The 24223-nt window shown below is 62.1% G+C and carries 20 protein-coding genes; 11 read left to right on the top strand and 9 right to left on the bottom strand.

The features are described 5' to 3' along the window. Positions 1-132: 132 nt before the first annotated feature. The 6 genes from HV796_RS07940 (at position 133) to HV796_RS07915 (ending at position 6467) form a co-directional block, all read left to right on the top strand. Positions 133-1092, top strand: coding sequence for an AraC family transcriptional regulator (locus HV796_RS07940; RefSeq protein ID WP_175225918.1), 960 nt, complete (start codon positions 133-135; stop codon positions 1090-1092). 139 nt (positions 1093-1231) lie between these two features. After that, positions 1232-1699 carry a DUF4440 domain-containing protein gene (locus HV796_RS07935; protein ID WP_175225917.1) on the top strand — a complete coding sequence of 156 codons (468 nt, stop codon included), beginning with the start codon at positions 1232-1234 and terminating at the stop codon, positions 1697-1699. Positions 1700-2226: 527 nt separating this feature from the next. Beyond that, positions 2227-2565, top strand: a complete 339-nt coding sequence (locus tag HV796_RS07930; RefSeq protein WP_175225916.1) for a copper-binding protein — start codon at positions 2227-2229, stop codon at positions 2563-2565. 136 nt (positions 2566-2701) lie between these two features. Next, positions 2702-3601 carry an aldehyde dehydrogenase family protein gene (locus tag HV796_RS07925; protein ID WP_175225915.1) on the top strand — a complete coding sequence of 300 codons (900 nt, stop codon included), beginning with the start codon at positions 2702-2704 and terminating at the stop codon, positions 3599-3601. A gap of 148 nt (positions 3602-3749) precedes the next feature. Next, complete coding sequence (locus tag HV796_RS07920) at positions 3750-5369, top strand: EAL domain-containing protein (RefSeq protein WP_175225914.1); 1620 nt, start codon at positions 3750-3752, stop codon at positions 5367-5369. A gap of 126 nt (positions 5370-5495) precedes the next feature. Further along, positions 5496-6467, top strand: a complete 972-nt coding sequence (locus HV796_RS07915) for an alpha/beta fold hydrolase (RefSeq protein ID WP_175225913.1) — start codon at positions 5496-5498, stop codon at positions 6465-6467. A gap of 78 nt (positions 6468-6545) precedes the next feature. On the opposite strand, the gene HV796_RS07910 is transcribed toward HV796_RS07915, so the two are convergent. Further along, positions 6546-6875 carry a DUF4148 domain-containing protein gene (locus HV796_RS07910; protein WP_175225912.1) on the bottom strand — a complete coding sequence of 110 codons (330 nt, stop codon included), beginning with the start codon at positions 6873-6875 and terminating at the stop codon, positions 6546-6548. A gap of 297 nt (positions 6876-7172) precedes the next feature. Here HV796_RS07910 and HV796_RS07905 point away from each other — a divergent pair, with 297 nt between their 5' ends. After that, positions 7173-7751: a DUF4337 domain-containing protein gene (locus tag HV796_RS07905; RefSeq protein ID WP_175225911.1), complete on the top strand. Its 579-nt coding sequence runs from the start codon at positions 7173-7175 to the stop codon at positions 7749-7751. 21 nt (positions 7752-7772) lie between these two features. On the opposite strand, the gene treF is transcribed toward HV796_RS07905, so the two are convergent. Beyond that, positions 7773-9653, bottom strand: coding sequence for an alpha,alpha-trehalase TreF (gene treF, locus HV796_RS07900; protein WP_246355747.1), 1881 nt, complete (start codon positions 9651-9653; stop codon positions 7773-7775). A gap of 251 nt (positions 9654-9904) precedes the next feature. Here treF and HV796_RS07895 point away from each other — a divergent pair, with 251 nt between their 5' ends. Further along, entirely contained in the window at positions 9905-11023 is a 1119-nt protein-coding gene (locus HV796_RS07895) for an aromatic ring-hydroxylating oxygenase subunit alpha (protein ID WP_175225910.1), read from the top strand. Positions 11024-11070: 47 nt separating this feature from the next. On the opposite strand, the gene hyi is transcribed toward HV796_RS07895, so the two are convergent. From hyi to HV796_RS07875, 4 genes are all read right to left on the bottom strand, one after another. After that, positions 11071-11838, bottom strand: coding sequence for a hydroxypyruvate isomerase (gene hyi / locus HV796_RS07890; protein ID WP_175225909.1), 768 nt, complete (start codon positions 11836-11838; stop codon positions 11071-11073). Between the two features lie 69 nt (positions 11839-11907). Continuing rightward, positions 11908-13983, bottom strand: a complete 2076-nt coding sequence (locus tag HV796_RS07885) for a M3 family metallopeptidase (protein ID WP_175225908.1) — start codon at positions 13981-13983, stop codon at positions 11908-11910. Between the two features lie 191 nt (positions 13984-14174). Next, a complete protein-coding gene (locus tag HV796_RS07880; protein WP_175225907.1) occupies positions 14175-15743 on the bottom strand; it encodes a serine hydrolase in 1569 nt (522 codons plus the stop codon). A 119-nt stretch (positions 15744-15862) separates the two neighbouring features. Next, the gene (locus HV796_RS07875; RefSeq protein WP_175225906.1) at positions 15863-16657 is read right to left on the bottom strand and encodes a GNAT family N-acetyltransferase; all 795 of its coding nucleotides are present in this window, start codon (positions 16655-16657) and stop codon (positions 15863-15865) included. A gap of 393 nt (positions 16658-17050) precedes the next feature. On the opposite strand from HV796_RS07875, the gene HV796_RS07870 reads away from it, so the two are divergent. Then, positions 17051-17686: a LysE family transporter gene (locus HV796_RS07870; RefSeq protein WP_175225905.1), complete on the top strand. Its 636-nt coding sequence runs from the start codon at positions 17051-17053 to the stop codon at positions 17684-17686. Between the two features lie 63 nt (positions 17687-17749). Here HV796_RS07870 and HV796_RS45380 read toward each other — a convergent pair whose 3' ends face one another. Then, the gene (locus tag HV796_RS45380; protein WP_175225904.1) at positions 17750-19426 is read right to left on the bottom strand and encodes a sigma-54 interaction domain-containing protein; all 1677 of its coding nucleotides are present in this window, start codon (positions 19424-19426) and stop codon (positions 17750-17752) included. Between the two features lie 262 nt (positions 19427-19688). Between HV796_RS45380 and HV796_RS07860 the strand changes: the two genes are divergently transcribed. Both HV796_RS07860 and HV796_RS07855 read left to right on the top strand, forming a co-directional pair. Further along, complete coding sequence (locus HV796_RS07860) at positions 19689-20372, top strand: haloacid dehalogenase type II (protein ID WP_175225903.1); 684 nt, start codon at positions 19689-19691, stop codon at positions 20370-20372. Positions 20373-20487: 115 nt separating this feature from the next. Next, positions 20488-22353: a PAS domain-containing sensor histidine kinase gene (locus HV796_RS07855; RefSeq protein WP_175225902.1), complete on the top strand. Its 1866-nt coding sequence runs from the start codon at positions 20488-20490 to the stop codon at positions 22351-22353. A gap of 54 nt (positions 22354-22407) precedes the next feature. Here HV796_RS07855 and HV796_RS07850 read toward each other — a convergent pair whose 3' ends face one another. Both HV796_RS07850 and HV796_RS07845 read right to left on the bottom strand, forming a co-directional pair. Further along, positions 22408-22830, bottom strand: coding sequence for a hypothetical protein (locus HV796_RS07850; RefSeq protein WP_246355746.1), 423 nt, complete (start codon positions 22828-22830; stop codon positions 22408-22410). A 127-nt stretch (positions 22831-22957) separates the two neighbouring features. Beyond that, a complete protein-coding gene (locus HV796_RS07845) occupies positions 22958-24154 on the bottom strand; it encodes a cytochrome P450 (protein ID WP_175225901.1) in 1197 nt (398 codons plus the stop codon). Between the last annotated feature and the right edge of the window lie 69 nt (positions 24155-24223).

Here is a 24223-nt window from a genome sequence, read left to right as displayed (position 1 = left end):
TTCGGATAGCGAGCGCCGCTTCACCGTCGCTGCCTCGGACTGAATCGGACAAGCGCATCGTCCGCGACAACTCGACGCAAAACATCGCTATCTAGAAGACAACTGCACCCCTTTAGAAAGGACACGACAGGAGTGAATACCAGTCTATGCGACAAAAGATGGAATGGCAGGCCCACAGACAATCACGGATGGATCAACGCGGTATCGACGCAGGGTTGGGCGTGCCGGCTCGACGCGGATCGTTCCGGCCCGTCCACTATCGATATCGTGCACGCCGGTCAGACTGAGATTGCGAGCGTCAGTGCCGCGTGGCAATCGTTGTCGCCGATCCTGCATCGCGTCAGTGCCCCATGGAACGGCGAGCATGTGCTGGTGAAGATCGTGCAGAGTGGCTTGATGTCAATCGAACAGCGCCAGCAAACGACGACGTTCGGACCCGGCGATATAGCCGTGCTGGACCCGCAGCATATGTTCAACCAGTCGATCGGCGAACGGACCCGCGTGTTGGCACTATGCATTCCCAAGTCGGCCCTGCGAGAGCGTGGACTGCGGCACCGCTTTCCGACGGTCTCTTGCCCCAACCCCGAGTCACCGGATGTCGGTGTAGTGCGTGAATTCGTGCTGTATATGGCCTCACAGGCACGCAAGGCAAGCGAGCCGTTGCTTGCGCGACTAGGCGACCAGTGCCTCGATCTGCTGGACGTGCTGGTCAATCACCGCGACCGCTCTGGCCCGGTCCGCTCGAGCGCTGTGACGGCACTGCGCGCAAAACAGGTGATCGCGCGCAGCCTGGGCGACCCTGAACTGTGCATTGCGCGCATTGCTGCCGAACTGAACATGTCGCCCCGTAGTCTCGCGCGCGCGCTGCAAGCCGACGGACTCTCGGCAATGCGCTATGCGTGGTCGCTGCGCCTTGAGCACGCGGCCCGACTGCTCCCCGGCGCAACGCAAGGCGAGATCAAGACAATTGCACATCAGTGCGGCTTTGCCAGTCCAGCCCATTTCAGCCGTGCATTCAAGGAACGCTACGGCATGACACCGCGTGAGTACGCGGCGAACCACAAGACGACAAGCGTCGACGGGCCCCAATAGCCAAAGCGTGTGAAACGGAGTGCCGGAATAAGAGCGAATCGGAAGCTGTTATCTGTAGACGATATTAATTCCAACCATGATCGTATGTTCGGGAGGAATTGTCCATTTATCGCCAACATCGAGAAAACGAGCCACTATCATGATCCATCGAATCATTCGGATTTTTCTTCTTATAAACATTTTTTTATGCGCTCCTGCGTATGCTTCCGATAAAGCAGATATCGTTCATCGCATGCAGCAAACGATTGATGCAGCAAACAGAAACATCGATCCCGCGTCGCTAGCCGCGAACTTCGCACCATCCGTTGTGCTTGTGGATGACCTCGCCCCGTTCGTTTTCGAGGGCCCGGCCTCCGGCGCATTGAATGCCTGGTTCACCGCCTATTCCGCGGATGCCGACAAAAACCAGGTGACCGATTTCTCGATGCGCCTGTTCAAACCCAGGCAAGTCCAGGTGACCGATGACCACGCCTATGTCATTCTCCCCGCGGTCTACCGTTTCAAACAGCACAACAAGCCCGCACACGTGCGGGGGGTTATCACTGCGACGCTCGTGAGAATCGACAGCAAGTGGCTCATCTCGACATGGTCCTGGGCGGCCGAATAACAATCGGCAGGCGCACTCGGGGAAATTATCCTGTCGACACCGGCTGTATTGGGCTCCCGATACGCGTCCACGGCGATGCGCAGCGTTGCACCGGTTCAGGGCTCGCGCCATTCGCAGTTTGAAGGCGCGACTGAAACGCGCGAATTCGCGAAACGACATCGACAACGCAGCGCTTCATGCCTGAGCGATGGCGGCGCCATTCAGACGAACCGCTCTTCCAGCCGGGCGAAAACTTCATTCTCTTCCTGCGAAAACCTGTTGAGAGACACTGTCAAAAAACAATAGTCTGGCTCTAGCAGTCAACTCTCAATCGTGGAATTAATGTTTTCCCATTTTTTTTAAATCTAGTCTAGGCACTGAGCTACACGTTAAATCGCTTTGTTTGGCATTCGAATCAATCTAACGTTTGCTCTTTTTAATTCGATGAATCTGTCGGAACAGATTATCGGTAAATACCATAAGTGGTGAATATTTTTACTGAACCGCCCGTTCCAGCGGAACGGACTAACCAGACACTGGGAAAGCGTATGAACAGATTGTCAGACCTGCTTGTCGTGTTCGCGTTCCTCTTTGCTCCGCTTGCCTTTGGTTTCGAAGGGATGCCGCAGGAGACGTATCCATCAAGAGTCCCCGCGGAGATCTATGGTCAAGCCATGAGCATTGATCGAGCGGCAGACCTTGTTTCGATCAGACAGGTCATGCCGAAAAACGTCGGTATGGCGCCGATCACAACAACATTCACGGCAACCAACGGTACGTCGCTTAGCCAGATTCACGAAGGGGATAAGGTCAAGGCTCTTGTTGAGAGTATCAATGGACACCCCGTCGTTCTCGACATTTCCCGCCGCCCGTGGCCGATCCAATAAGCACAAGGTTTGACGAAGCGCGTCTGACGCGCGAAATCGAAACCCTTTCCAGGAAAGTTCCTCGTTGCCATGGCGATACCGTCCCGAATCATCAAGGCGACGGTTTCGACATTGCGATAATTTCGTCAGGAGCAAGATGACCGTTCCCGCCGAACCCATTCAAACTATCGACGCAGCAGATTTGCTGGCGCGACAACGGAGTGCATTCCTCAGGGAGGGGCCACCGGCTCTCGCTCAGCGCAAGGCACGGCTCGCCCGTCTGCGCACCGCGGTTCTGGCCTACCGTAGCGAACTGAAAGAGGCCATCAGCGCTGATTTTGGGCATCGCTCGCACCACGAAATGGACCTCATGGAACGGGTCTATGCGCTCGTCCACGAAGACGATCTCGACGCCTTTGTCACACAGTTCGATGCGATGGTGACCCGCTCCTATCCCGAAGGACCGACCAGCAACGACTACACCTCGATCGTTAGCGACCGACATTACGACCGGCTGGTCGCCCTCGTCGACGATGCCAGGCGCCGGGGCGCGCGCATCGTCGAGGCGGGAGTGAGACCGGGGACCGCCACCACCCGCGCGCGCACGCTCGCCCCCACGCTGGTCGTCGGCGCCGCCGATGAAAGCGCGATCATGCAGGAAGAGATCTTCGGTCCGATCCTGGCAGTACGCACCTATCGCCACATGGACGAGGTCATCGACTATGTGAACGCGCGTCCTCGTCCACTTGCGCTCTACTACTTCGGCAATGAGGATGGCGAATGCGAGACGCTGCTTAAGCGGACGATCTCCGGCAATACGGGCATTACCAACACGCTGATGCACGTGGCCCAGGACGACCTGCCTTTCGGCGGAGTCGGGTCGAGTGGCATGGGGGCCTACCAAGGCATCGAAGGCTTTCGCGCGATGAGCCACGCAAAGAGGGTCTTCGTTCAGGGCCGCTGGAATCTTCCCAGCCTGCTGCGAGCCCCTTTCGGCAAGGTCGTCGACCTTGCTTTGACCGTCACGCTCGGAACAGGCCGCAAACGACCCCATTGAAAGTCGCACCCACCGCAACGCCCGACATGGCCAGGCATGCGCCGCGCGGCGTTGCCGTCAGATTGCGCGAGTACAATACCGCGTCGTCTCCACTCAACGGACAGCACCAGTCGTCATTGTTGAGGGTAAGCCTTCTCGTCAAGCGTTCATGTACGATCCGTCGAACTCCGCTGCGGGGAAATTTTCGGCTTTGCGCGATCTGGCAACGCCGGGGCGCAGCATCGCGCCGCGTCTCACCCTGGCCATCGCCGCGCTATGCTGCATCGCTGTGGCGGTGGTCGCCGTGCTGTGGGGCGAACGGTTTGCGAGCGAGGAAGTTCACGCGCGCGAAACGCTGATCGGCCACGACATGGTCGAGTCGCTCGACCGCATGCTGACCACCGTGCGCACCCAGCGCCGCGACGCACTACGCGAACTGGTCGGCCAGAGCTGCACGAGCATCGCGCTGCAGCTTTCCGAACTGGAAACCTACGTGCAATATGTACGCAGCATCAACCTGGTCTACGACGATCGGCTCTACTGCTCGTCGGCACTCGGTCCGATGGACGTGCCGTTATCCGCGTATGCGCCGCCGCACGGCACACCCGACACGCGCGACATCATGGTCAACCTGCTCGCTGGAACGCCGTTTCAGCCTGGCACGCCCGTCATTTCGATATTCGAACCCACGGGCATCGGCAAGGGCGTGCAGTACACGGTGGAAGGTGTCTATGTCGCGGATGCGCTCGCACACGGCATCCGCTATGGCGCGCAGCAGGTCATTCTATTGATGCCCGGTTCGGGCGTGCTCAACGACAACGGCGAGTTCATTACGGCGATCAAGGCGCCGGACCATATCGGTACGCGCGTGCGCTCGACGCAATGGCCATTTTCAATTGCCGTACTCGCGTCGGACACGCTCGTCACTGAGATGCGCTGGAAATACGGGCTGCTGTTCGCCGCCGGTGCGATCCTCGTCGACCTGCTGATCGCCGCCGTCACCCTGCTTGCGCTCGCGCCCCATCGGCAATTGCTGGCCGCCGTGCGGCGCGGACTGCGGCTCGGACAGCTGCACGTGGTCTATCAGCCGGTGGTCGAGATGGCGACGCGGAAAATCGTCGCCGTCGAAGCGCTGATTCGCTGGACTCACCCGCGCTGGGGCGCGGTGAACCCATCCGTATTCATGGCGCAGGTCGAACGCAGTCCGCTGCTGTCACGCGTCACGCGTTTTGCGTTGCGCACCGCGGCTGCCGACATCGCGCAGCGTACCGATATCCGCCCGCTCCGCGTCGCGGTCAATATCGCACCGATGGATCTGCAACGTAAGGACTTCGTCGCGGACGTGTTAGCCGTCAACAACGCGCTGGCGCCCGATGTCACACTCGTGCTCGAAGTCACCGAGCGCTTTCTGCTGGAAAAGCAGTCGCGCACGCAAGCCGTTTTCGACACGCTCAAGGCGCACGGCGTGCAATTCGCAATCGACGACTTCGGCACACAGCACAGCAATCTCGATCTGCTGGGACGTTTTCCCTTCGACTACGTCAAGATCGACGGCCAGTTCGTGCGACAAGTCGATAAAGGCGGCGCCGCGCTGATCAAGGCGATTGCCGCGGTCGCGAAGCATTACGGTATGGAAGTCATCGCGGAAGGCGTCGAGACCGAGGCGCAGCATGCGGCGCTGCGCGAAGTCGGCGTGCCGTTTGCTCAGGGCTATCTGTATCAACGTCCGGTGAGTGCAAGCGAACTCTTCGTCGAACCGGAACCTCGCATGAGCACGACGCGGCTGTAACACCCCGTTCAACAGTGCGCAAGCCAATCGGCCCAACCGCGCAACACGCACAACTAGCCGATCAACGCGACACGCACAGATATGGTATTCATGCAGCACACGCACCCTGCCCGAGCGCGCCACGCCATGACCGCCCGCACGACCCGCCTCCGCCCGCCGACCAGGCCAATCAAACGCCACACGTTGCGCACACGTGACGGACATCGCATCGCCTTTGCCGTCGCGGGAGCGGACAACGGGACGCCGGTCGTCGTGCTGCACGGCGGACCCGGCGGCGGCACGAACCGCAGCGTGCTCGAGCTGTTCGACCTGAGCCGGTTTCGCGTGATCATGATGGATCAGCGCGGCGCCGGCGCGTCCCGTCCCACAGGCGGCCTGCGGCGCAATAACACACGATGTCTGATCGACGATATCGAAGCGGTGCGCGAACGACTGCGCATCGAGCGTTGGGGGGTGCTCGGCGGCTCATGGGGCGCGGCGCTCGCGCTTGCGTATGCGGGCAGCCAACCGCAGTCGGTGCTGGGCGTCGTGCTGCGCGGGATGTTTCTGACGTCGGCGCGCGAAGTCGACGGCCTCTTTCTCGCTTCACGCAAGCGTGCGCCGCGCGAATGGCAGGCGCTCGTGAAGGCCGCACGCTGCACGCATCGGCAGCGGCTCTTCGACGCATGCGCAACGATCCTGCTCAGGTCGCGTGGCATTGCGTCGCAACAGGCCGTCGCGCTGGCGTGGTCACGCTACGAATATGCGGTGCTCTCTTCCGCCCATCGCCGGCGCCGCACTCGCGCGGCGCGCCACAAGACCGCCGCGGTGCGCAGGCAGATCGCGATGTACCGGGTGCAGTCGCACTTTCTGTTGCGACGATGCTGGCTGGGCGAACCGCGGCTGATGTCGCTGGCGCGGCGCGTTGCGCAAGCGGGCGTACCGGTCGCAGGCGCGCACGGCACGCGCGATCCGGTGTGCCCGGTCGGCAACGTCGCGCGCTTGGTTCGCGCAGTGCCGCAAGCGCGTATCGAACGGGTCGCCGCGGCGGGACATCTCGGCAGCGAACCCGCGTTGCGCGACGCCTTGAAGCGTGCGATCGAATCGCTATGGCCCTGAGGCTAACAAGACCGCAACATGAGTGACCGTAACCTTAACGCCTTTGCGGTCTTCGTGATCATCACGTGCACGAAGTCCTTACGGATGCGAGTACCCGGGGTCAACCGAGTTGTTATGCGCAGGCGCAGCGGCCTGGCCTGATTGTGACGTGCCATTTGTTGCGGGACCATAGCCGGTGTTTTGAGCCGCGCTGTTTTGCGCAGCCACAATCGCCTCAGTGCTCAACATACCTGACGGGTAATGAGCGTCCCCCTGGTCGTAAAGGCTTTCGTTTCGCTGTGCCTGCTGGAACTGAGCCAGTTCAGCGCGTACCTGAGCACGCGTGACCGGACCATTCGACTGCGCGAAAGAAACAACCGGGGTGGCGAGCACCGCGGCGAGCGCGATTGCCTTGATGAAAGATTTCATGGCGGATACCTCCCTAAGCCGTTGACCCAGCAACAGACAGACTTGTCTGTAGTGGTTGAAAAGAGTCTAACGGCCAGAAGGTATAGGGTAAACCCTTAATATGGAGAAATGACCTTTGCCATTTTCGAAGCGAATTATTCTGTGTTTCGACTGTGCATCGCCGGTGCTCCCAAAGGGTAACGCATCGCGAGTTCCGGATGTTTCGAACGATACGAACCTGCTTTCTATTGCGGCTGATGCGGTATGCTGGCGGCGTTTTTCGCGCCCTCTCCCCACTTTTCAACCTGACAGGTGACGATGTCCGACGAATATGAAATACACGGCCCGCACGATCACGCGGTCGAGCACGCGGGCGCGCATTCCGCCGGCCCCAGCGCGTCGCGCATCGCGGTGATGACCGCGATCCTCGCCAGTATCGGTGCAATCGCGTCTTACCAGAGCGGCGCGAACGAGAATCTCGCGCTCTTCTACAAGAACGAAGCGGCCATCCGGAAAACGGAAGCGTCGGACCAATGGGCGTACTACCAGGCCAAAGGCGAGAAACAGAACCTCGCCGAACTGGGCGCCGCGTTAAGCGATCCGGCGTCCGCCGCGCATGCGAAGTTCGTCGCTGACATCGTGCGCTATAACGCGGAGAAGGAACCGATTCGCGCCAAAGCGGACGCGCTCGAAAACGAATCGAAAAAAGACAATGACGTGAGCGAGTCGCTTCAGCACCAGCATCATCGCTGGGCACAAGCGACGACGCTGATCCAGATTTCGATTGCGCTTGCCGCGATCACGTTGCTGACCAGGAAAAAATGGCTGCAGACGGTGACCGCCGGCATCGCGTTGATCGGTATCGGTTTCTTTGTCGCGGCATGGTTCGGCGTATAGCACCGCGCTGACGATACCGCGCTACTTCGACGGCGTTTCGCGCAGCCGATGCGTCGTTTGCGGCGCGGCCGCGGCCGACGCCGCCGCTTCGGACACGCCGCGCGGCCCCTCGGGCACGTCGGCAGGCCGCGTCGAGCCGCCGGCCACCGCCGGATACATCGCCATCAACGTGCGCAGCACGCCGTTGGTCCAACCGAACCCGTCTTGCAGCGGATATTCGCCGCCACCCGCGGCCATCGCGCCCGCCTTCGCGTCGACGTCGTACTTCTCGACCAGCTTGCCGGTGCGTTGGTAGTACGCGACATTCGTTTGAATCCAGCGTGTCGCGATGTCGCTTGCCAGCCCCGCCTGGCCATAACGTCGCAAGCCCGCCACCGCGAGATATTGCAGCGGCGCCCACCCATTCGGCTCGTCCCACTGCTGCCCCGTGCGCACCGTGGTCGTCGCGAGCCCGCCGCTGCGCAGCAGCCGCGCGCGCACCGTCGCGCCGATCGCGGTGGCCTGCGCCTTGTCCGCAAGACCGAAATAAAGCGGATACACGGTCGCCGCGCTCAGCCGGTGAGTGAGTCTGCGCGCAACGAAGTCATAGTCGCCGAATGCATTCATCTGCGGATCCCACAATATGCGGCGAATCGCCGCCGCGCGCGTGGACGCGCGCCGCTCGAAGCGCTGCGCCTCTGCCGCATCGCCTTTCAGCCGGTACGCATGCGCGAGCGTGCGTTCGAGATCGGTCAACAGGCAGTTCAGATCGACGGGAACGAGCGACGTGACCTCGACCGTGCCGAGCGTCTTGCCATCCGCGAACCAGCGCGAGCTGAAATCCCAGCCGGTCTCGCCTCCCGCGCGCAGGTTGCGCCACAGGTCGGGCGCGTTACGCTGCGGTGTCTGCGCGGCCGTCTCAACGTCCTCCCGGTACGATTCGTCGCGCGGCGTATCGCGCGCGTCCCAGTAGCGATTGAGCAGCGTACCGTCCGGCAGCCGCACGAGGTGCCGGTAAGCGCTGCCCGCCGCGATACGGTCTTCGCCATCCATCCAGTAACGGTATTCGGCAAGCAGCTCCGGCAGATAGCGCAGATAGACGCGCTCGCCTTCGCGCTCGGCGGCGAGCTGTACCATCTGCGCGAAAAACGGCGGCTGCGAGCGGCTCAGATAGTACGTGCGGTTTCCGTTCGGAATATGCCCGTAACGATCGATCAGCGTGGAAAAATTGTTGAGCTCGTCGTCGAGCAGATCCTCGCGGCCGCTTTGCTCGAGTCCGAGCATGATAAAGAACGAATCCCAGTAGTAGATTTCGTCGAAGCGATCGCCGGGCACGATATACGGGTACGGCAGCGGCAACAGCGACGACCACGGGCTCGCACTTCGATCAGGGTCGCGCTTGAGCACGTTCCATAGCGTATCGATGTGCGCGGTGACACCTTGATTCGGATCGGACACGTAGCGCTTCGTTTCGCGTGCGGGCAGCGTGAAGTGCGATTCGACGAACTGTTTGAGATCGAACCCCGGTTGCGATTTCTGTTGCGCATACAGCACGACAACGCGCGATGGCGTGTCGTCGGGAATCATATCCGCGAAGGTCTTGCTGTCGGGAAAGAGATGCGCAAGCTCGGCGTCGCGATACAGCGCGCCATAGAGCTCCGAAGGCGGCACGGGCACCACCGGCGACGGACTGCTGCGGCCAGCGGTGCCGCTCGCCGCATCGACCGCGCTAGCGCCATTTGCAGAAGGACTCGTCGGCGCGGCGGCAGCGGCGTCGGCCGTTGCATGTGCATCGATCGCGGTGCTTTGTGCAGCGGTAGCGACCGGCGCGGTCGCGAGCGCGATACAACCGGATGCGACGAGTACGGAACACAGTGACGCGGTGGTAGCCCACGCGCGGCGAGACATGTCTTGCGGCAGCATCTATAAAAGTCCTCGGGGTGGTGTTCATGCTGAAGAAAGACGCTGCGCGGCAAGCAATGTTCCCCAAATTCGAGCACTTTCGGCCCTGCAAAAAAGCACGACGAAGGCACGACGCGCGCCAGTCGCAGGTTTCGTGCCGACACTCGCCGCTTATGCCGGCGGCAATAGCACGCATAGGGCTCCCCCGTTCGTTGCACGACTCGCCGACATGTGGACATAATCGGTAGACGTCGCAAGTCGAGGTGATCACCATGCAAGAGTCTGGTTCATCCGAATGCAGCGTGGTCCGCGCTGTGAGCGAAGCCCCTGTGCGCGATTTACGTCGCGTGCCGATTCATCCGGATCATTGGTATCCGCTCGCGTTGTCTCGCGAAGTGAAACGCGGCTGCGCGCACGGGGTGCGCTTTGCGGGCGAGCCGGTCGTGCTGGTGCGCGCCGCATCCGGCACCGTGTTCGCGCTTGAAGACCGTTGCGCGCACCGGCAGATCCCACTGCACGATGGTGTGGTGGACGGCGAAACGATCCGCTGCTGTTACCACGGCTGGACCTATGACTGCTCGGGCCAGTGCGTGAACATTCCCTATCTCGGCCGCGAACGCCTGCCCAACGGCGTGCGTGCGTATCCATGCCGTGAGCTCGATGGCCTGGTGTTCGTCTTTCCAGGCAATCCGGCACTGGCCGAATCGACCCCGTTGCCATCGCTCGGCTCAGTCGCGAGCGACGCGTACAAGACGCGCCGCTACGCGCGCGAAGTCGCCTGTCACTACTCGTTCATGCATGAAAACCTGATGGACATGAACCATCAGTTCCTGCATCGGCGTGTGATGGGACAGATGACGGCCCATACAATCGGCCGGCGTCATGGCGACGACTGGGTCGAAGTCGACTACAAACTTGCGCGCGAGACCGGCCGCCGGCCACTCGGCGAGGCCGTGGTGCTCGGCGCGGCGACCGAACCCACCGAGACCAACGAAGATGTGATGACGATCCGCACGAGTTACCCGTATCAAACGCTGCAGATCCGCAATCCGGATGCGACGCTCATGCTCGATCTGTGGGCGGTTTACGTGCCGCTCGATCGCGAACAGCGCCGTACGCGCGCGTACGGCCTTGTGTCGATCAGGCGGCCACGCACGCGCGTGCTGCTCGATATCGTATGGCCGCTACTGATCTGGTTCACCGAACGCATCTTCAAGGAAGATCGCTGGGCCGTCGAGCGTGAACAGGAAGCACACGATGCACAGGGCGGCGACTGGAACCATGAGGTTTTTCCGGTGATCAACGAATTGCGCGAACTGCTGCGCCGCTGCGGCGGTTCATCGGCGCGGCGCGTGATTCCACTCGACACACCCGCGGCCTCAGCGGATTGACCGCGTCGCGCGTTCGCCGGGCTCAGGCTATCGCGCGGCGACCGATATCACCGGCACCAGTCGAGGCCGCTTTCCGTCGCCCCTTCCGGGTTGTACTCACCGGCCACCCAGCCGTCGTAGCCGAGGCGGTCGAGCGTGCGGAACAGGAACGGAAAGTTGATCTCGCCGGTACCCGGCTGATGCCGGCCCGGGTTGTCGGCGACCTGAATGTGCCCGATCCGCGGCAGCAGCCGTTCGATGGTCGCGGCCAGTTCGCCTTCACTGCGCTGCATATGGTAGATGTCGTATTGCAGCCAGAGATTGCTCTTGCCTGCGTCGTCGAGCGCGCGAATCGTAACCGCGGACGTGTTCAGCATGAAACCCGGAATGTCATAGCGATTGCACGCTTCGACCATCAGGCGAATACCGGCCTTCGCGGTTTCGTCGGCGGCATAGCGCAGATTGCCGGTCAGCGTGCGCCAGACCCGGTCCGGGTCTTCGTTCACAGGCGCGATACCGGCAAGGCAATTCAGACGCTCGACACCCAGCGTGCGCGCATACTCGATCGCCTTCGCCACGCCTGCGCGAAACTCGTCGGCGCGTGCCGGCAGACACGCCAGTCCACGTTCGCCGGCGTTCCAGTCGCCCGCCGGCAGATTGTGCAGCAGCGGCGTCAGATGGTTTTCGTCGATGCGCCGTTTGATTTCGTGCACATCGAAGGCATACGGAAACTGGAACTCGACGGCCTTGAAGCCCGCTTTCGCGGCGGCCGCGAAGCGATCGAGGAACGGCACTTCGGGGAACATCATGGTCAGATTGGCGGCAAAGCGTGGCATGGCTCTTCCTTGGTTTGAATCGGACACAACATCTGAAACCGCAAACAGTCGCTAAACAGGCCGCCGATGTCAGGCGGCCAGCAAGCCGCGCTTGCGCAGCATCGGCGCCGCCTGCGGATCGCGCCCGCGAAATTCGCGGAATGCGGCGCGCTCGTCGCGGCTGTCGCCCGCACTGTACACATATCGTTTGAGCTTGTCCGCTAGCGCCGGATCGAACGGGTCGCCGGCTTCTTCGAACGCTTCGAACGCTTCGGCCTCGAGCACTTCGGCCCACATGTAGACGTAGTAACCGGCCGCATAGTGAGCACCGCTGAAAATATGCGAAAAGTGCGGCAGACGGTGACGCATCCCGACTTCGCGCGGCACGCCCAGACGCTCGCGTTGCTGCGCTTCGAAGCGCGCGATATCGATACTGTCGGCCTCCTTCTGCAGATGCAATGCCATATCGATCAGCGCGGACGACGCATACGACACTGTTTCGAACCCCTGATTGAACGTCTGCGACGCGCGGATGCGCTCGATCAGCGCAGCCGGTATCGGCGCGCCGGTATCCACGTGGCGCGCGTGCTTCGAGAGCACCTCGGCCACGGTCGCCCAGTTCTCCATCAGTTGCGAAGGCAATTCGACATAGTCTTGCGGCACATGGGTACCGGACAGGCGCCCATAGGTGACGTCCGACAGCAGGCCGTGCAGCCCGTGCCCGAACTCGTGAAACAGCGTGCGCACGTCGTCGAAGCTGAGCAGCGTCGGGCCGTCGCTGTTGCGCGCGAAGTTGTTGTTGTTCACGACAATCGGCCGTGAATCCCCGTCGGTGTGGTTGTCGATGCGACGGTCACTGCCGCGGCCATTGCGCGTCTGCCTGCGGTAAATATGCATCCACGCGCCGCCCTGCTTGTTCGGCCGCGCGTAATTGTCGGCGAGGAATACGCCCACCGGTGCGCCACCGCGCTGAACTTCCCAGATACGGACGTCCGGGTGATACAGCGCAATGCCGGTCTGTTCGATGAACTGCACGCCGAACAGGCGCTCAGCGCAATCGAACATTGCATTGACCATCGCATCGAGACTGAAATACGGCTTGATCTCCGCGTCGTCGAGCGCGTAGCGGGCGATGCGCACCTTTTCCGCGAGGTAATACCAGTCCCACGGTTCGATATCGGTCGGCTCGCCCAGCGCGGTGGCCTGCTCGACCAGCGCCGCGCGTTCGCGCGCGACGCTCGCTTTCGCCGGTTCCCAGACCTGGTCGAGCAACGCGTAGACGGCGCGCGCATGGCCCGCCATCCGATCGGACAGCGCGTAGTCCGCGAAACTCTCGTAGCCGAGCAGGCGCGCCTGCTCGGCGCGCAGCGCGAGAATTTCGCGTGCAATCGGCCGGTTGTCACGTCCTGCCGTTTCGCCGCGCGTGGTCCACGCCCGCCACGCCGTTTCGCGCAGGTCGCGGCGCGCCGAAAAGGTCAGGAACGGTTGCACGAGCGAGCGGGCGAGCGTGATCACGTAGCCGTCGACGTCGCGTTCGCGCGCGGCGCCGCGCGCGGCCGCGCGCAGGAACTCCGGCAGCCCGGCAAGATCCGCGTCGGACATCAACCGTAACTGGTATGCGGACTCGTCGGCGAGAACGTTTTGCGCAAACTGCGTCTGCAGATTCGCAAGCTGTACGGCGATCGCCGTGAACCGCTCACGCGCGACGCCCTGCAGCGCGGCGCCGGTGCGCACGAAATCGGTATGGATTCGCGCAAGCAGCCGCTGCTGTTCTTCGCTCAGCGGCAACGTTGGCGCCTGCCGGGCCACTGCATCGAGTCTCGCGAAAAAGCCGGCGTGCATCGCGACCTTGCTATCGTGCGCCGCGAGACGCGGCGCCATCTCGCGTTCCACTGCCTGCAGTTCGGGTGGCGCTTCGGACGCGCAAAGATTCTCGAAGGTCAACCGCACACGGTCGAGGTCGGCGCCGGCGGCATCGAACGCGGCTACCGTATTGTCGAAGGTGGGTGCCTGCGGATGGGTTGCCAGCGCATCGATCTCCGCGAGATGCCGATCGAACAGTACCGCGAATGCCGGTGCGAAGTGTTCGGCGCGGATCTGCGCGAACGGCGGCAGCTGGTAACGGGTCTGCCAGTCCTGCAACAGCGGGTTTGCTGGTTCGGTCATATCGATCATCTCCTGGGTCGCCTGCCGCGTTTGCGCTTGCGGCTGTTTTGCCGCTGCGCTACCAGTCCCGGTTGCGCGTGGCTTTCATCATGCACGTGCGGCGATGCGCGGATGGACGCGTAGCGGCGTAGAACCGCCATGATATGACAACGACTGAAAGCGTGAGCCCGGGACGATACGCGCGCGCAGGCTTACCGCACGAACGTGCCCAACCCCGCTTCGTCGTAGTACTCGAGCGTCACACGATCGCTGAGGAAGCTCGCCTTCGAAATCGTGCCCGGCGCGGCGTTCTCGTTGACCAGCGAGAACGTGAACACATCGCCATCCCAATGAGTAAGCGGCAGGATAGTCGGCACCGGCCCGATCGCAAGCGCAAGCGCGCCGTTCTGTTCACTCACCTGCAACGGCCCGTAGTAGTCATTGTGGTAAGTGCCGATGTACGTCGACAGCGCACGCGCAGGCAATGGCGCCGCGGGCGGCCGCGCGCCGACCAGCGACCCTTCCGGCTTCAGCATCGGCAAGAGCGCCGCTGCATAGAGCGCCGCCCAGTCGCGCTGGATCGAGCCGAACTGGACGAGGTCGAAAAATTGCGCGGTGATCGTCTCCGGCACGCCGATCGGATAGCCGTTGGTCAGCACGACGATCGCGACGCCGGTCGACGGCACCGCGACAAAGTTGGTCGCCGCGCCGAGGGCGAATGCGCCCGAGTGGCTGTAGCTTGCGCGTCCGGCGGCGGTCGTGCCGACGTTAAACCCATAGCCGTAGTGCCCGGCGGGCCGCCCATTGCCCGGCGGCGAAGTCTGCATCTGTGCGGATATCGCGGCATTCAGCGCAGCCGCGTCGACAATACGCCGGCCGTTGAACATGCCAAGCCCCAGCATCATCGCGAGCCATTTGGCCATGTCGTTGACCGACGCGCTGACGCCACCCGCGGGCGCTTGCGCATCCGGCCTGGTGCCGGGCCCGAGCACCCACCGGTCGCCGGTCTTCACATGACCGGCCGCGCGGTTCGCGCGTGACGCGAAATCCGCATAGCGCGAACTCGTGCGGCTCATCCCGAGCGGACGGTAAATGGCCTGCTCGGATAGCGACGCCCAGTCGGTGCCGGCTGCGGCGGCAACCGATTCCGCCGCCGCGGTCAGCCCGAAATTCGTATAGAAGTACACGTTGCGAAACGGGTGCAGCGGCAGATAGCGCAGTCTTTGCAGGATCTCGGTCTGGCCATAGCCCAGGTCTTCGAGCCGATCGCCCGCATGGTCAGGCAGACCGGAGCGGTGTGCGTACAGGTCGGCAATCGTGACCTCGTTGCTCACGTCGGGATCGGACAGCGTGAACCACGGCAAATGCGCGCGCACTGTCGTGTCCCAGGTCACGCTGCCGAGCCCGACCTGTCGCGCGACGACGCTCGCACCGATCGGTTTCGACAACGATGCCAGCTGGAACACCGTATCCGCATCGACCGGCTGACCGGAGCCCACCTGCCGCGTGCCGAAGCCTTTTTCGTACACGGTCCGCGCATCGCGCACCACGGCGACGGCCAGCCCCGGCACGCCCGTGCGCGTCATCTGGGCGGTCACGAGGGGATCGAGCTGGGCGATCGCATCGTCGATTTGCGCGGCGGGAATCGGCGGCGGTTGAGTGCCGTGAGGTGACTTGCCGCGTGCAGCCAACGGTGCAAAAAGCGGTGCAAAAAGCGGCGCGGAAATCGGCGAAAGAAGCGCGGTGCGAAGCAATCGTCGCCGTTGTTCAAAGCGTGTCATCACGCATCTCCTGGGAGGCGATCGCGATAGTCTGATCACATCCCGCGCGGATGCATAGTGCTGTGCCCCTCATAGCGCAGCCGAATCGCACCGATTCGGGCCACGCATGACAGAATGCGTCAGCCAGCGAGTTTGTACGTCATGAACAGCGTCGTGCGGTGATATCCAACGCGCTGGTAAACCGGAAACCCGGCCTGGGTCGCATGCAGCGTGGTGCGCGTCAAACCGGTTGCTTCGTAGGCCGCCTGCAGCGCATGCCGCACGGTAGCGAGGCCGTACCCTTTCCGTTGCGCATGCGGCCGTGTCGCGACCAGCGCAAGGTAAATCTGCCCTTCGTTGACGATTGCCGCCGCGGTCGACACCGGCTGTCCGCCTTCGTAGCCGATAAAGCTATACGCGGTCGCTTTCCAGAACGTCGACCCGCTTAGCGCGCCACGGCCCGCCTCCAGCGGGAAACCATACCCTTGCGCGTTAATTTCGCCGTACACCTGCAACGCGTCCTCGTCGGTCACGCGGACGAATTCGAGCGGCGTCCGGGGCATCGGTGACTCGCGACGCACGTCGCCCACCATGCCGAATACATCAATCGCGTAATCGAGGCCAGCGTCCTTCGCAAGCGCATCGATATGGCTGCGCACCGTCGGGCTCAGAAAATCTTCGCATACGTAGACAAGCCCCGCATGCCGCTTCGCGCGCATGTAGTCCGCGCCTTCGCGCAGTCGCGTCGCCAGTTCGTCCGCATTTCCGATTCGCTCGGAAAGAAACAGCGCGTTCCAGAACGGAAACGGACTATCGGCCCAGCACACCGATATGCCGGGGCGGTCGGCAAGGTCCACGCCCGGCCGGTCGCCGGATAGCACCTTCCACATCGACACGTACTGAAAATTCGATTCAACCGCTTCGGGATTCACCATGTATCAGGCCCTTCAAGGTTCAGTTTTGGGTTCAAACGTCGAGCCGCGCGTCCGCACTGCCGCGCGATTTCATGAATGAATAGTAAGCAATGCCAACGCATAGCCATACGACAAGATGAACGTCTGATCCGGACATTTATTCCACGGTGTTTATCTCGCCGGCCAACATTGATCTGACCACCGGACGCGGCCACAAGCAGCACGTGACGCCACTCGCGACGCGAAAAAATAGTCAGCCAAACGAAACAGAGACCCCATCAGGACAGACGATTCCACGCACGGTGCAATCGTTTCTTTTTCATGTTGTAGACTCGCCCGGAGATTGCCGAGAACCGCCATGCCGGTTCCGCGGCGAAGTGCTTCGTTTGCTCATCTGGAATCTGGAATCAGCCTTTGGAACTTCATATCTGGATTACCTACGCACTGACGTGCTGCGCGATCGCGCTGTCGCCTGGGCCCGGCGCGGTACTCGCGATGAGTCATGGCCTGTCGTATGGCGGCCGAAAAGCGACCGCGACGATCATCGGCCAGGAGTTGGGTCTCGCATTTATTTTGATCGTGGCCGGTGCGGGTGTCGGCTCCCTGCTGACGGCGTCGATGTGGGCTTTTGTCGCGGTCAAGTTTTGCGGCGCGGCGTATCTGATCTATCTGGGTCTTGCGCAATGGCGCTCGAAGCACGGCCCCGCCGAAACGGGCACACTGGCCGCGCCGCCCGCATCGTGGAGAAAGCGATTCATGACCGGACTGCTAACCAACGCGACCAACCCGAAAGGCATCGTGATCATGGTGGCTGTACTGCCGCAATTTATCAACGCCCATGCGCCGCTCGTGCCCCAACTGGTCGTCATGGCGCTCACGATGAGCATCGTCGATACGATCATCATGCATGGCTATGCGTATGGCGCGAGTGCGTTCCGGCGCATCCTGCGCAGCGAGCGAGCGCGACGCATCCAGAACCGTTTCTTCGGCGGTCTGTTGATGGCGCTTGGCGCCGCGCTCTTTTTCGCACGCCGCGCGCCGCCGGTCTGAGCCTCGATACGGTGTCAGCCGCCTGCGGCAACGCGCACGAGCCCATCCAGCCACCCCGCTACATCAGCCTTTTAACCGCAGCTTGCGCACCACGCTGGACTGGCTCAACCCGAGCGCCTTCGCGACATCGCGTGTGCTGCCGTACTCGCGCATCGCGTCCTCGACGAGACGGCGCTCGAAACGCTCGACCTGCTCGCGAAATGTGCCCGGCTGGTTTTCCGCCACCTCGGGCGGCAGCATGCAATCGAGAAATTCCGGGGCGATCACATCGCAATCGCAGGTGACGATCACCCGCTCGATCACATTGCGCAACTCCCGCACGTTGCCCGGCCAGTCGCAAGCGATAAGCAGCGCCATCGCCTGTTCCGACATCGTGCGGGACACGCCGTATTTCCGGTTGAACTCGTTGACGAAATGCAGCGCGAGCGGCGCAATGTCGTCCCTGCGCTCGGTGAGCGGCGCAATTTCAATCGGTACGACGTTGAGCCGGTAGAACAGATCGTCGCGAAACGTGCGATCGGCGACCATCGCTCTCAGGTCGCGGTTGGTTGCCGCGATCACGCGCACATCGACCGGAATCGTACTCGTGCCGCCCAGCCGCACAATGACCCGATCCTGCAGCACTTGCAGCAGCTTGACCTGCAGGTCGAGCGGCATGTCGCCGATTTCGTCGAGAAATAGCGTTCCGCGCGACGCAATCTCGATCAGCCCAGTCTTGCCCTGGCGCTGCGCACCGGTGAACGCGCCCGGCTCATATCCGAACAGCTCAGACTCGAGCAGTTCGCGCGGCAGCGCGCCACAATTGATCTTGATCAGCGGACCTTGCGCACGCGCGCTTTCCTTGTGGATCAGTTGCGCGATCACGTCCTTGCCAACACCCGACTGGCCAGTGATCAACACTGTCGCATCCACTTTCGCGACGCGTGCCGCCAGCGTCGCGATGCGCCGCATCGCTTCACTGCGCAGCACAATGCCGTCGACCTGAAGGTTCTGCAGCCGCAGCACTTCGATTTCCTGATCGACGCGCCGCAAGTCCGCGCGCGCCCGGGCGAGCGCATCCTGCAACTGGAGCAGCTCGGTCGTGTCGCGCGAATTGATGATGACCTTACGCACGCTGCCGCGCTCATCAAAGAGCGGAATACCGGTCGTAAAGATCGTCTTGCCGGTGTGCGTCTCCTGTGTGGTTGAAATCCGTTGGCCGGTGCGCGCGACCTGTGCGGCGATGACCGGCCGGATCCAGCCTTTCTTTTCGAACTCGACGACATCCCGGCCGATCAGTTCGGATGCCTTCAGGCCAAATATCCGTTCGCATCCCGGGTTGACCATCAATGTCTTTCCGTTGCCGTCGGTGACAAAGATGCCGTCGTACGAATGCCGGAAGATTTCTTCGAAGTCGAGTGCCGCCTGCCGCAGCCGCCTGATCGAAGGAAAAAACGCTGCATGCTCGCCTGCAGGCAACATCAATACGAGCGTATGCTCGCGGGTCCGATGCACGCCGACGTGAAATTCGCGGCCGTTCGCGCGGAAGCTTTCGTTGGCGGGCCCCACGGCGTGCGTGGCAGCTTCGTCTCCCCCGCGGCGTTGCGCGATTTCCGCAACCAGGGCCTGCAGCGCCTGCGGGTCGTGCGCATCGATGCATTCGCGCACAAACGCGTTGCGCCAGATGAGCTGCGACTGCGCAAACCAGGCAATGCCAACCGGTAAACCATCAAGCAGTGCTCGCAATCCGATGGCATCCATGAAAAAGTCGTCTCCGCGGTCGTCTTTTTCCAGTCGGCAGAATACAACGGCCCACCGATCGGCGTGCGCAGGCGCCGCTTACCCCATTCAAATCTGACTCGCGGCGATGCACCAGCGGTTCGAAGACGCTATGCGGTACGCTATTTATCCGTACCGCCGTGGCTTGCCGCAACGCGGCGACTCACTTCATGCAGCTTGGCGCGTACCTTGCTACATCGGTTCCCAAATCCATCGTCACGTCAGAACTTTTCCGGTCAAATCCATGAATCCGATTAAAGGCGTTGTTTTCGATCTATACGGCACGCTGTACGACGTGCACTCGGTCGCGAGTTTGTGCAGTCAGTTCTATCCCGGCCGCGGCCTCGAAATCAGCATGCTATGGCGGCAAAAACAGCTCGAATACACGTGGCTGCGCAGCCTGATGGGAAGCTATGCACCGTTCGAGCAGGTCACCGACGACGCGCTTGGCTTCATCGGCAAGCAGTTGAAGCTGAACCTCACCTCGGGCACGCACGAAGCGCTATGCAACGAGTATCTGCAGATCAAACCGTATCCGGAGGTGCCCGCCGCGCTCGCGAAGCTTCGCGCCCAAGGCCTGCCGCTCGCGATTCTGTCGAATGGATCACGACACTCGATCCGCAGCGTCGTGAATCATTCGGGTCTGGAGCCGCAATTCGACTACCTGTTGAGCGTCGACGACGTGCAGGTGTTCAAGCCGCACAACGCCGCGTATGAGCTTGCTGAAAAACGGATGGGCATCGCGCGTGATGACCTGTTATTCGTTTCTTCGAATGCATGGGACGCGTCCGGCGCGCACCATTTCGGCTTCACGGTGTGCTGGGTCAACCGTACCAGCAACACATTCGACGAACTCGGACAGCGTCCCGACCACGTGATTGCCGGCCTCGACGAGTTGCCGGCGCTGGTCGGCGGCGCCTCCGCATAGGGCTTATCGCCACGCAGCACGCGTGGGCGCGTTGATTGCGCGCTCACCCAAACAGAAGGCCCGTCTGGAATTGGGTAGTCACCAGGCAGCTACATAGCAATTGGCATCACTGCAGATGGCATTCGAAGAACATCCTCCTATCCCTATCCTCGACGCCGTACCCGCACTCGTGTGGAGCGGCGGACCCGACGGCCGCGCCGATTACGTCAATCCGTCGTGGTCCCGTTTTACCGGCCGTGAGCGTTGCGACCTGATCGGCTCGGGCTGGCACAGCGCGTTACACCCGGACGATTTACGCCGCGTGCTCGACGCGCTAACGCCGGCCCACGGCGAAACGCACGAGTTCCAGATGGCCGTGCGTGTGCGCAATTCGGGTGAGCGCTACCAAGCCTTCCTGATCAGCATCAGCACCAACCCCGAGCCGCGCGACGGATCGGTATCGTTTTGCGCAGCCGCGATCAAGACGTGCAATGGCGACGAGGCGCGTGATGCGAGCGACGCACCGAGTCCCGATCGGGATTCACCGTGGACCCGGGCGCCGATGATGGTATGGAGCGCTCGCGCGGACGGCTACCTGGATTTCGTCAACGACCGCTGGATGAACCACACCGGACTCACGCTTGACGAAGCACGTGGCAGTGGATGGCAGTCGGCGATTCACCCGGACGACTTGAACGGGGCGTTGCTCGCATGGCGAAAGCTGATCGACAGCCGCGCCGAAGGGGCATGCGAGTGCAGGATGGGCAGCAAGGCGCGCGGCTATCGCTGGAGCGTGTCCGTCGCCAATCCGCTGTGTGACGTATCCGGCAGTGTGATCCGCTGGTACGGCGCACTGCTCGACATCGAAGACCGCAAGCGCGCCGAAGATAAATTGGGTCTAAGCCAGGACTGTCTGGACGACGCTCAGCGCTTGACCCGCACCGGCAGCTTTGCATTCGATCCGCGCACTGGTGCACTCTGCTGGTCGAGGGAAATGTACCGGATCTACGGTTACGAAGAGAGCGCAAAGCCAAGCCTCGACCGGATCCTTGCGCGCACGCATCATGAAGACGTCGGCAACGTCGCGCGCGTATTCGATCAGATCGCGGTGGAACGGCACGATGTCGATACCGAGCATCGTCTGCTGATGCCCGACGGCACGATCAAGGAGATCCGCATGCTCGCGCATCCGGTCATCCATCGAGGCAATCTGTATCGATATGCAGGCACGGTGATCGACGTGACCGAAGCGAGAGCATCGGCGCGACGGCTTCAGGAAGCTCACGCGGAACTCGCGCACGCGACGCGGATCGCGACACTCGGCGAGCTGACCGCATCGATCGCGCATGAAGTGAGTCAGCCGCTTACCGCAATTGAGACCAATGGCGCGGCGAGCCTGCGCTGGCTGCGGCGCGACACACCCGATCTGCAGGAAGTGACGCTCGCGATCGAGCGGATCAGACGCGACGCGAGACGGGCGAACGACGTGATCCGTCAGTTGCGCGCGCTGGCGCGCAAGGACGTGTCGGCACGCAAGCCCGGCAGCATCAACGCGGTGATTCGCGACGCGCTGCCGCTTGCGCAATCGCAATTGATGCGTGATCACGTGACGCTCGAACTCGATCTGGACGTCGGATTGCCGCGCATCGAACTCGATGTCGTGCAAATGCAGCAGGTCATCATCAACCTGGTCACCAACGCGAGCCAGGCGATGAGCGGCATCGTCGATCGTGCACGTAAATTGACGATGCGCACCCTGCCGAACGACCGCGGCGGCGTGCGCGTGATCGTGCGCGACGCGGGCACCGGCTTTCCCGACAACCACAACGAAACGATGTTCACGCCATTTTTCACGACCAAGCCGAACGGAATGGGCATGGGGCTATCGATCAGCCGTACGATTATCGAAAGCCATGGCGGCACGATCTGGATGCTGAACAATGCGGGTCCGGGTGCGCAGGTGATTTTCGATCTGCCAGGTCTCGATGACCGCGTCGCGTAGTCGCGTAGCCCGGATTGCCAGACCGGTCGATACCAGCCCAGGGTGCGCCTGGGGTCAACGTCGCTCGGTAATCGGCCCATCGACGTCGATCCGGCCGACGGCGCCAGCCGGCCCTTTGACGACCAGCGGACCGCGTACTTCGAGATCGCCGTGCACGACAAGCGGACCGTGCACGGTAAGCGGACCGTAATAGTTGTTGTCGCCCGCGCGGCGGTCGGCATCGTCGGGCTCGAGTTGCGCGACGCGCTCCGCGGTGAGCGGGCCATGCACCGCGAGATTTCCTCCGACTTTAAGCGGCCCGTCCACGGTCACGGGCCCGCGCACGACCGCGGAACCAATAATGCTAAGCGGCCCGGTCGTCACGGGTTCCGCGGCGACCGGGCCGCACACGACGACCGCAATCAATCCGCACGCGGCGCTGCACAGGCATGCGCGTGCAAGCGCGCGCGGCGCGCCATCGGCGATAGAGTGAGTCACGATGCCTCCCATGCAACCGTGTTGCTTGAGGCCGTGCCGCAATTGGCCGGCGTCTGTTGTTTTGTCGTCCGTTCAGTCTAGTTGGGTGAACGACGAATGACAAACCGGCTTGCGTTGCGAGTGTCGTCTACCAGCGCGCGACCAGCGAAGTCACGCCGCGCAGATTGCCGTGCTGATTCCAGCTCAGACGGTCGAGCTCCGTCAGTTCGAGAGCGGGCAAACGTTCGAATAGCACGCGGAGCGCCGTTTCGAGCTCGATCAGCGCGAGCCGGTATCCGATGCAGTGGTGAATGCCCGCACCGAACGACTGCACCCGCCCTTCGTCGCGATCAATATCGAGGCGCTCAGGATGCGTGAATTTCGCGGGATCGCGATTCGCGGAACCCATCATCACGAAGACTGCCGTGCCACTCGGCATCTCGACGCCGTCAATTTCCGTCTCTTCCAGCAGCGTACGTACCGTCGACTGCACCGAGCTGTCGTAGCGCAGGCACTCGAGCACGGCTTGGGGCATCCGCGCCGGATCGCGCTTGAGCAGTGCGAGCTGTTCCGGATGACGATGCAGCGCGATCAGTGAATTGCCGATCATGTTCGATGTCGTTTCGTGTCCGGCAACAAACAGCAGAATCACATTCGACACGATTTCGTCTTGCGACAGCTTCTCGCCGTTTTCTTCGACGGTGAGCAACCGCGATATCAGATCGTCGCCCAGCCGCGCGCGACGCGCATCGATCACGTCGATGAAATAGCGCTCCAACTCCTCATAGGCGGCAGTCGCTCGCACCAGGTCATCCGGGCTCAACGGCGCGAGATCGAATGTCTTCGCCACCACACTCGCCCCGACGCCCAGCCTCGTCGCCTCTTCGACAGGAATATCCAGCATCCGGCCAATGATGCTGACCGGCAGATGAAACGCAAACTGCCTGGTGATATCGGCCGTTGCTTCGTGCTCGAATGCATCGATCAGTTCATGGCAGGCGCGCTGGGCGACGTCCTTCATGGCTTCGACCTGCCGCGCATTGAATGCTTTCATCATCAGGCTGCGCAGGCGCGTATGAACGGGCGGGTTCAACACGAGGAACATGCGACTGAACCCTTGAAACAGCTTCATCTGGGGCGCGTCGTCGCCATACCGCACGCGGATACTTTCGAGGTAACGCTTGCCGAAGCGGCGATCGTGCAATATCGAATCGACAACCTCGTAGTGTCCGGACATCACCGCCGTCGGACCCACGCGGACAACACGCCCTTCAGCGCGAAGTTTTTCATAGAGCGGGTACGGATTGTCGAAATACTCACGTGTCGCGAGGTCGGCCAGTTTCATTATCGGTTCCGGGAAAAGGAGGGCATAACCTCATGACAGCCAGGCTCAGCCCTTTATTCCCCTTCCGTA

The sequence above is a fragment of the Paraburkholderia humisilvae genome, from assembly GCF_902859855.1.
GTDB classification, from domain to species: domain Bacteria; phylum Pseudomonadota; class Gammaproteobacteria; order Burkholderiales; family Burkholderiaceae; genus Paraburkholderia; species Paraburkholderia humisilvae.
This window is presented reverse-complemented; position numbering and strand designations above follow the sequence as displayed.

What these genes read in the sequence shown, in the direction of transcription:
- HV796_RS07935 (WP_175225917.1), top strand. Translation starts at nt 1,232, where the DNA reads ATGATCCATCGAATCATTCGGATTTTTCTTCTTATAAACATTTTTTTA.
- HV796_RS07930 (WP_175225916.1), top strand. Translation starts at nt 2,227, where the DNA reads ATGAACAGATTGTCAGACCTGCTTGTCGTGTTCGCGTTCCTCTTTGCT.
- HV796_RS07925 (WP_175225915.1), top strand. Translation starts at nt 2,702, where the DNA reads ATGACCGTTCCCGCCGAACCCATTCAAACTATCGACGCAGCAGATTTG.
- HV796_RS07920 (WP_175225914.1), top strand. Translation starts at nt 3,750, where the DNA reads ATGTACGATCCGTCGAACTCCGCTGCGGGGAAATTTTCGGCTTTGCGC.
- HV796_RS07915 (WP_175225913.1), top strand. Translation starts at nt 5,496, where the DNA reads ATGACCGCCCGCACGACCCGCCTCCGCCCGCCGACCAGGCCAATCAAA.
- HV796_RS07910 (WP_175225912.1), bottom strand. Translation starts at nt 6,875, where the DNA reads ATGAAATCTTTCATCAAGGCAATCGCGCTCGCCGCGGTGCTCGCCACC.
- HV796_RS07905 (WP_175225911.1), top strand. Translation starts at nt 7,173, where the DNA reads ATGTCCGACGAATATGAAATACACGGCCCGCACGATCACGCGGTCGAG.
- treF (WP_246355747.1), bottom strand. Translation starts at nt 9,653, where the DNA reads ATGCTGCCGCAAGACATGTCTCGCCGCGCGTGGGCTACCACCGCGTCA.
- HV796_RS07895 (WP_175225910.1), top strand. Translation starts at nt 9,905, where the DNA reads ATGCAAGAGTCTGGTTCATCCGAATGCAGCGTGGTCCGCGCTGTGAGC.
- hyi (WP_175225909.1), bottom strand. Translation starts at nt 11,838, where the DNA reads ATGCCACGCTTTGCCGCCAATCTGACCATGATGTTCCCCGAAGTGCCG.
- HV796_RS07885 (WP_175225908.1), bottom strand. Translation starts at nt 13,983, where the DNA reads ATGACCGAACCAGCAAACCCGCTGTTGCAGGACTGGCAGACCCGTTAC.
- HV796_RS07880 (WP_175225907.1), bottom strand. Translation starts at nt 15,743, where the DNA reads ATGACACGCTTTGAACAACGGCGACGATTGCTTCGCACCGCGCTTCTT.
- HV796_RS07875 (WP_175225906.1), bottom strand. Translation starts at nt 16,657, where the DNA reads ATGGTGAATCCCGAAGCGGTTGAATCGAATTTTCAGTACGTGTCGATG.
- HV796_RS45380 (WP_175225904.1), bottom strand. Translation starts at nt 19,426, where the DNA reads ATGGATGCCATCGGATTGCGAGCACTGCTTGATGGTTTACCGGTTGGC.
- HV796_RS07860 (WP_175225903.1), top strand. Translation starts at nt 19,689, where the DNA reads ATGAATCCGATTAAAGGCGTTGTTTTCGATCTATACGGCACGCTGTAC.
- HV796_RS07855 (WP_175225902.1), top strand. Translation starts at nt 20,488, where the DNA reads ATGGCATTCGAAGAACATCCTCCTATCCCTATCCTCGACGCCGTACCC.
- HV796_RS07845 (WP_175225901.1), bottom strand. Translation starts at nt 24,154, where the DNA reads ATGAAACTGGCCGACCTCGCGACACGTGAGTATTTCGACAATCCGTAC.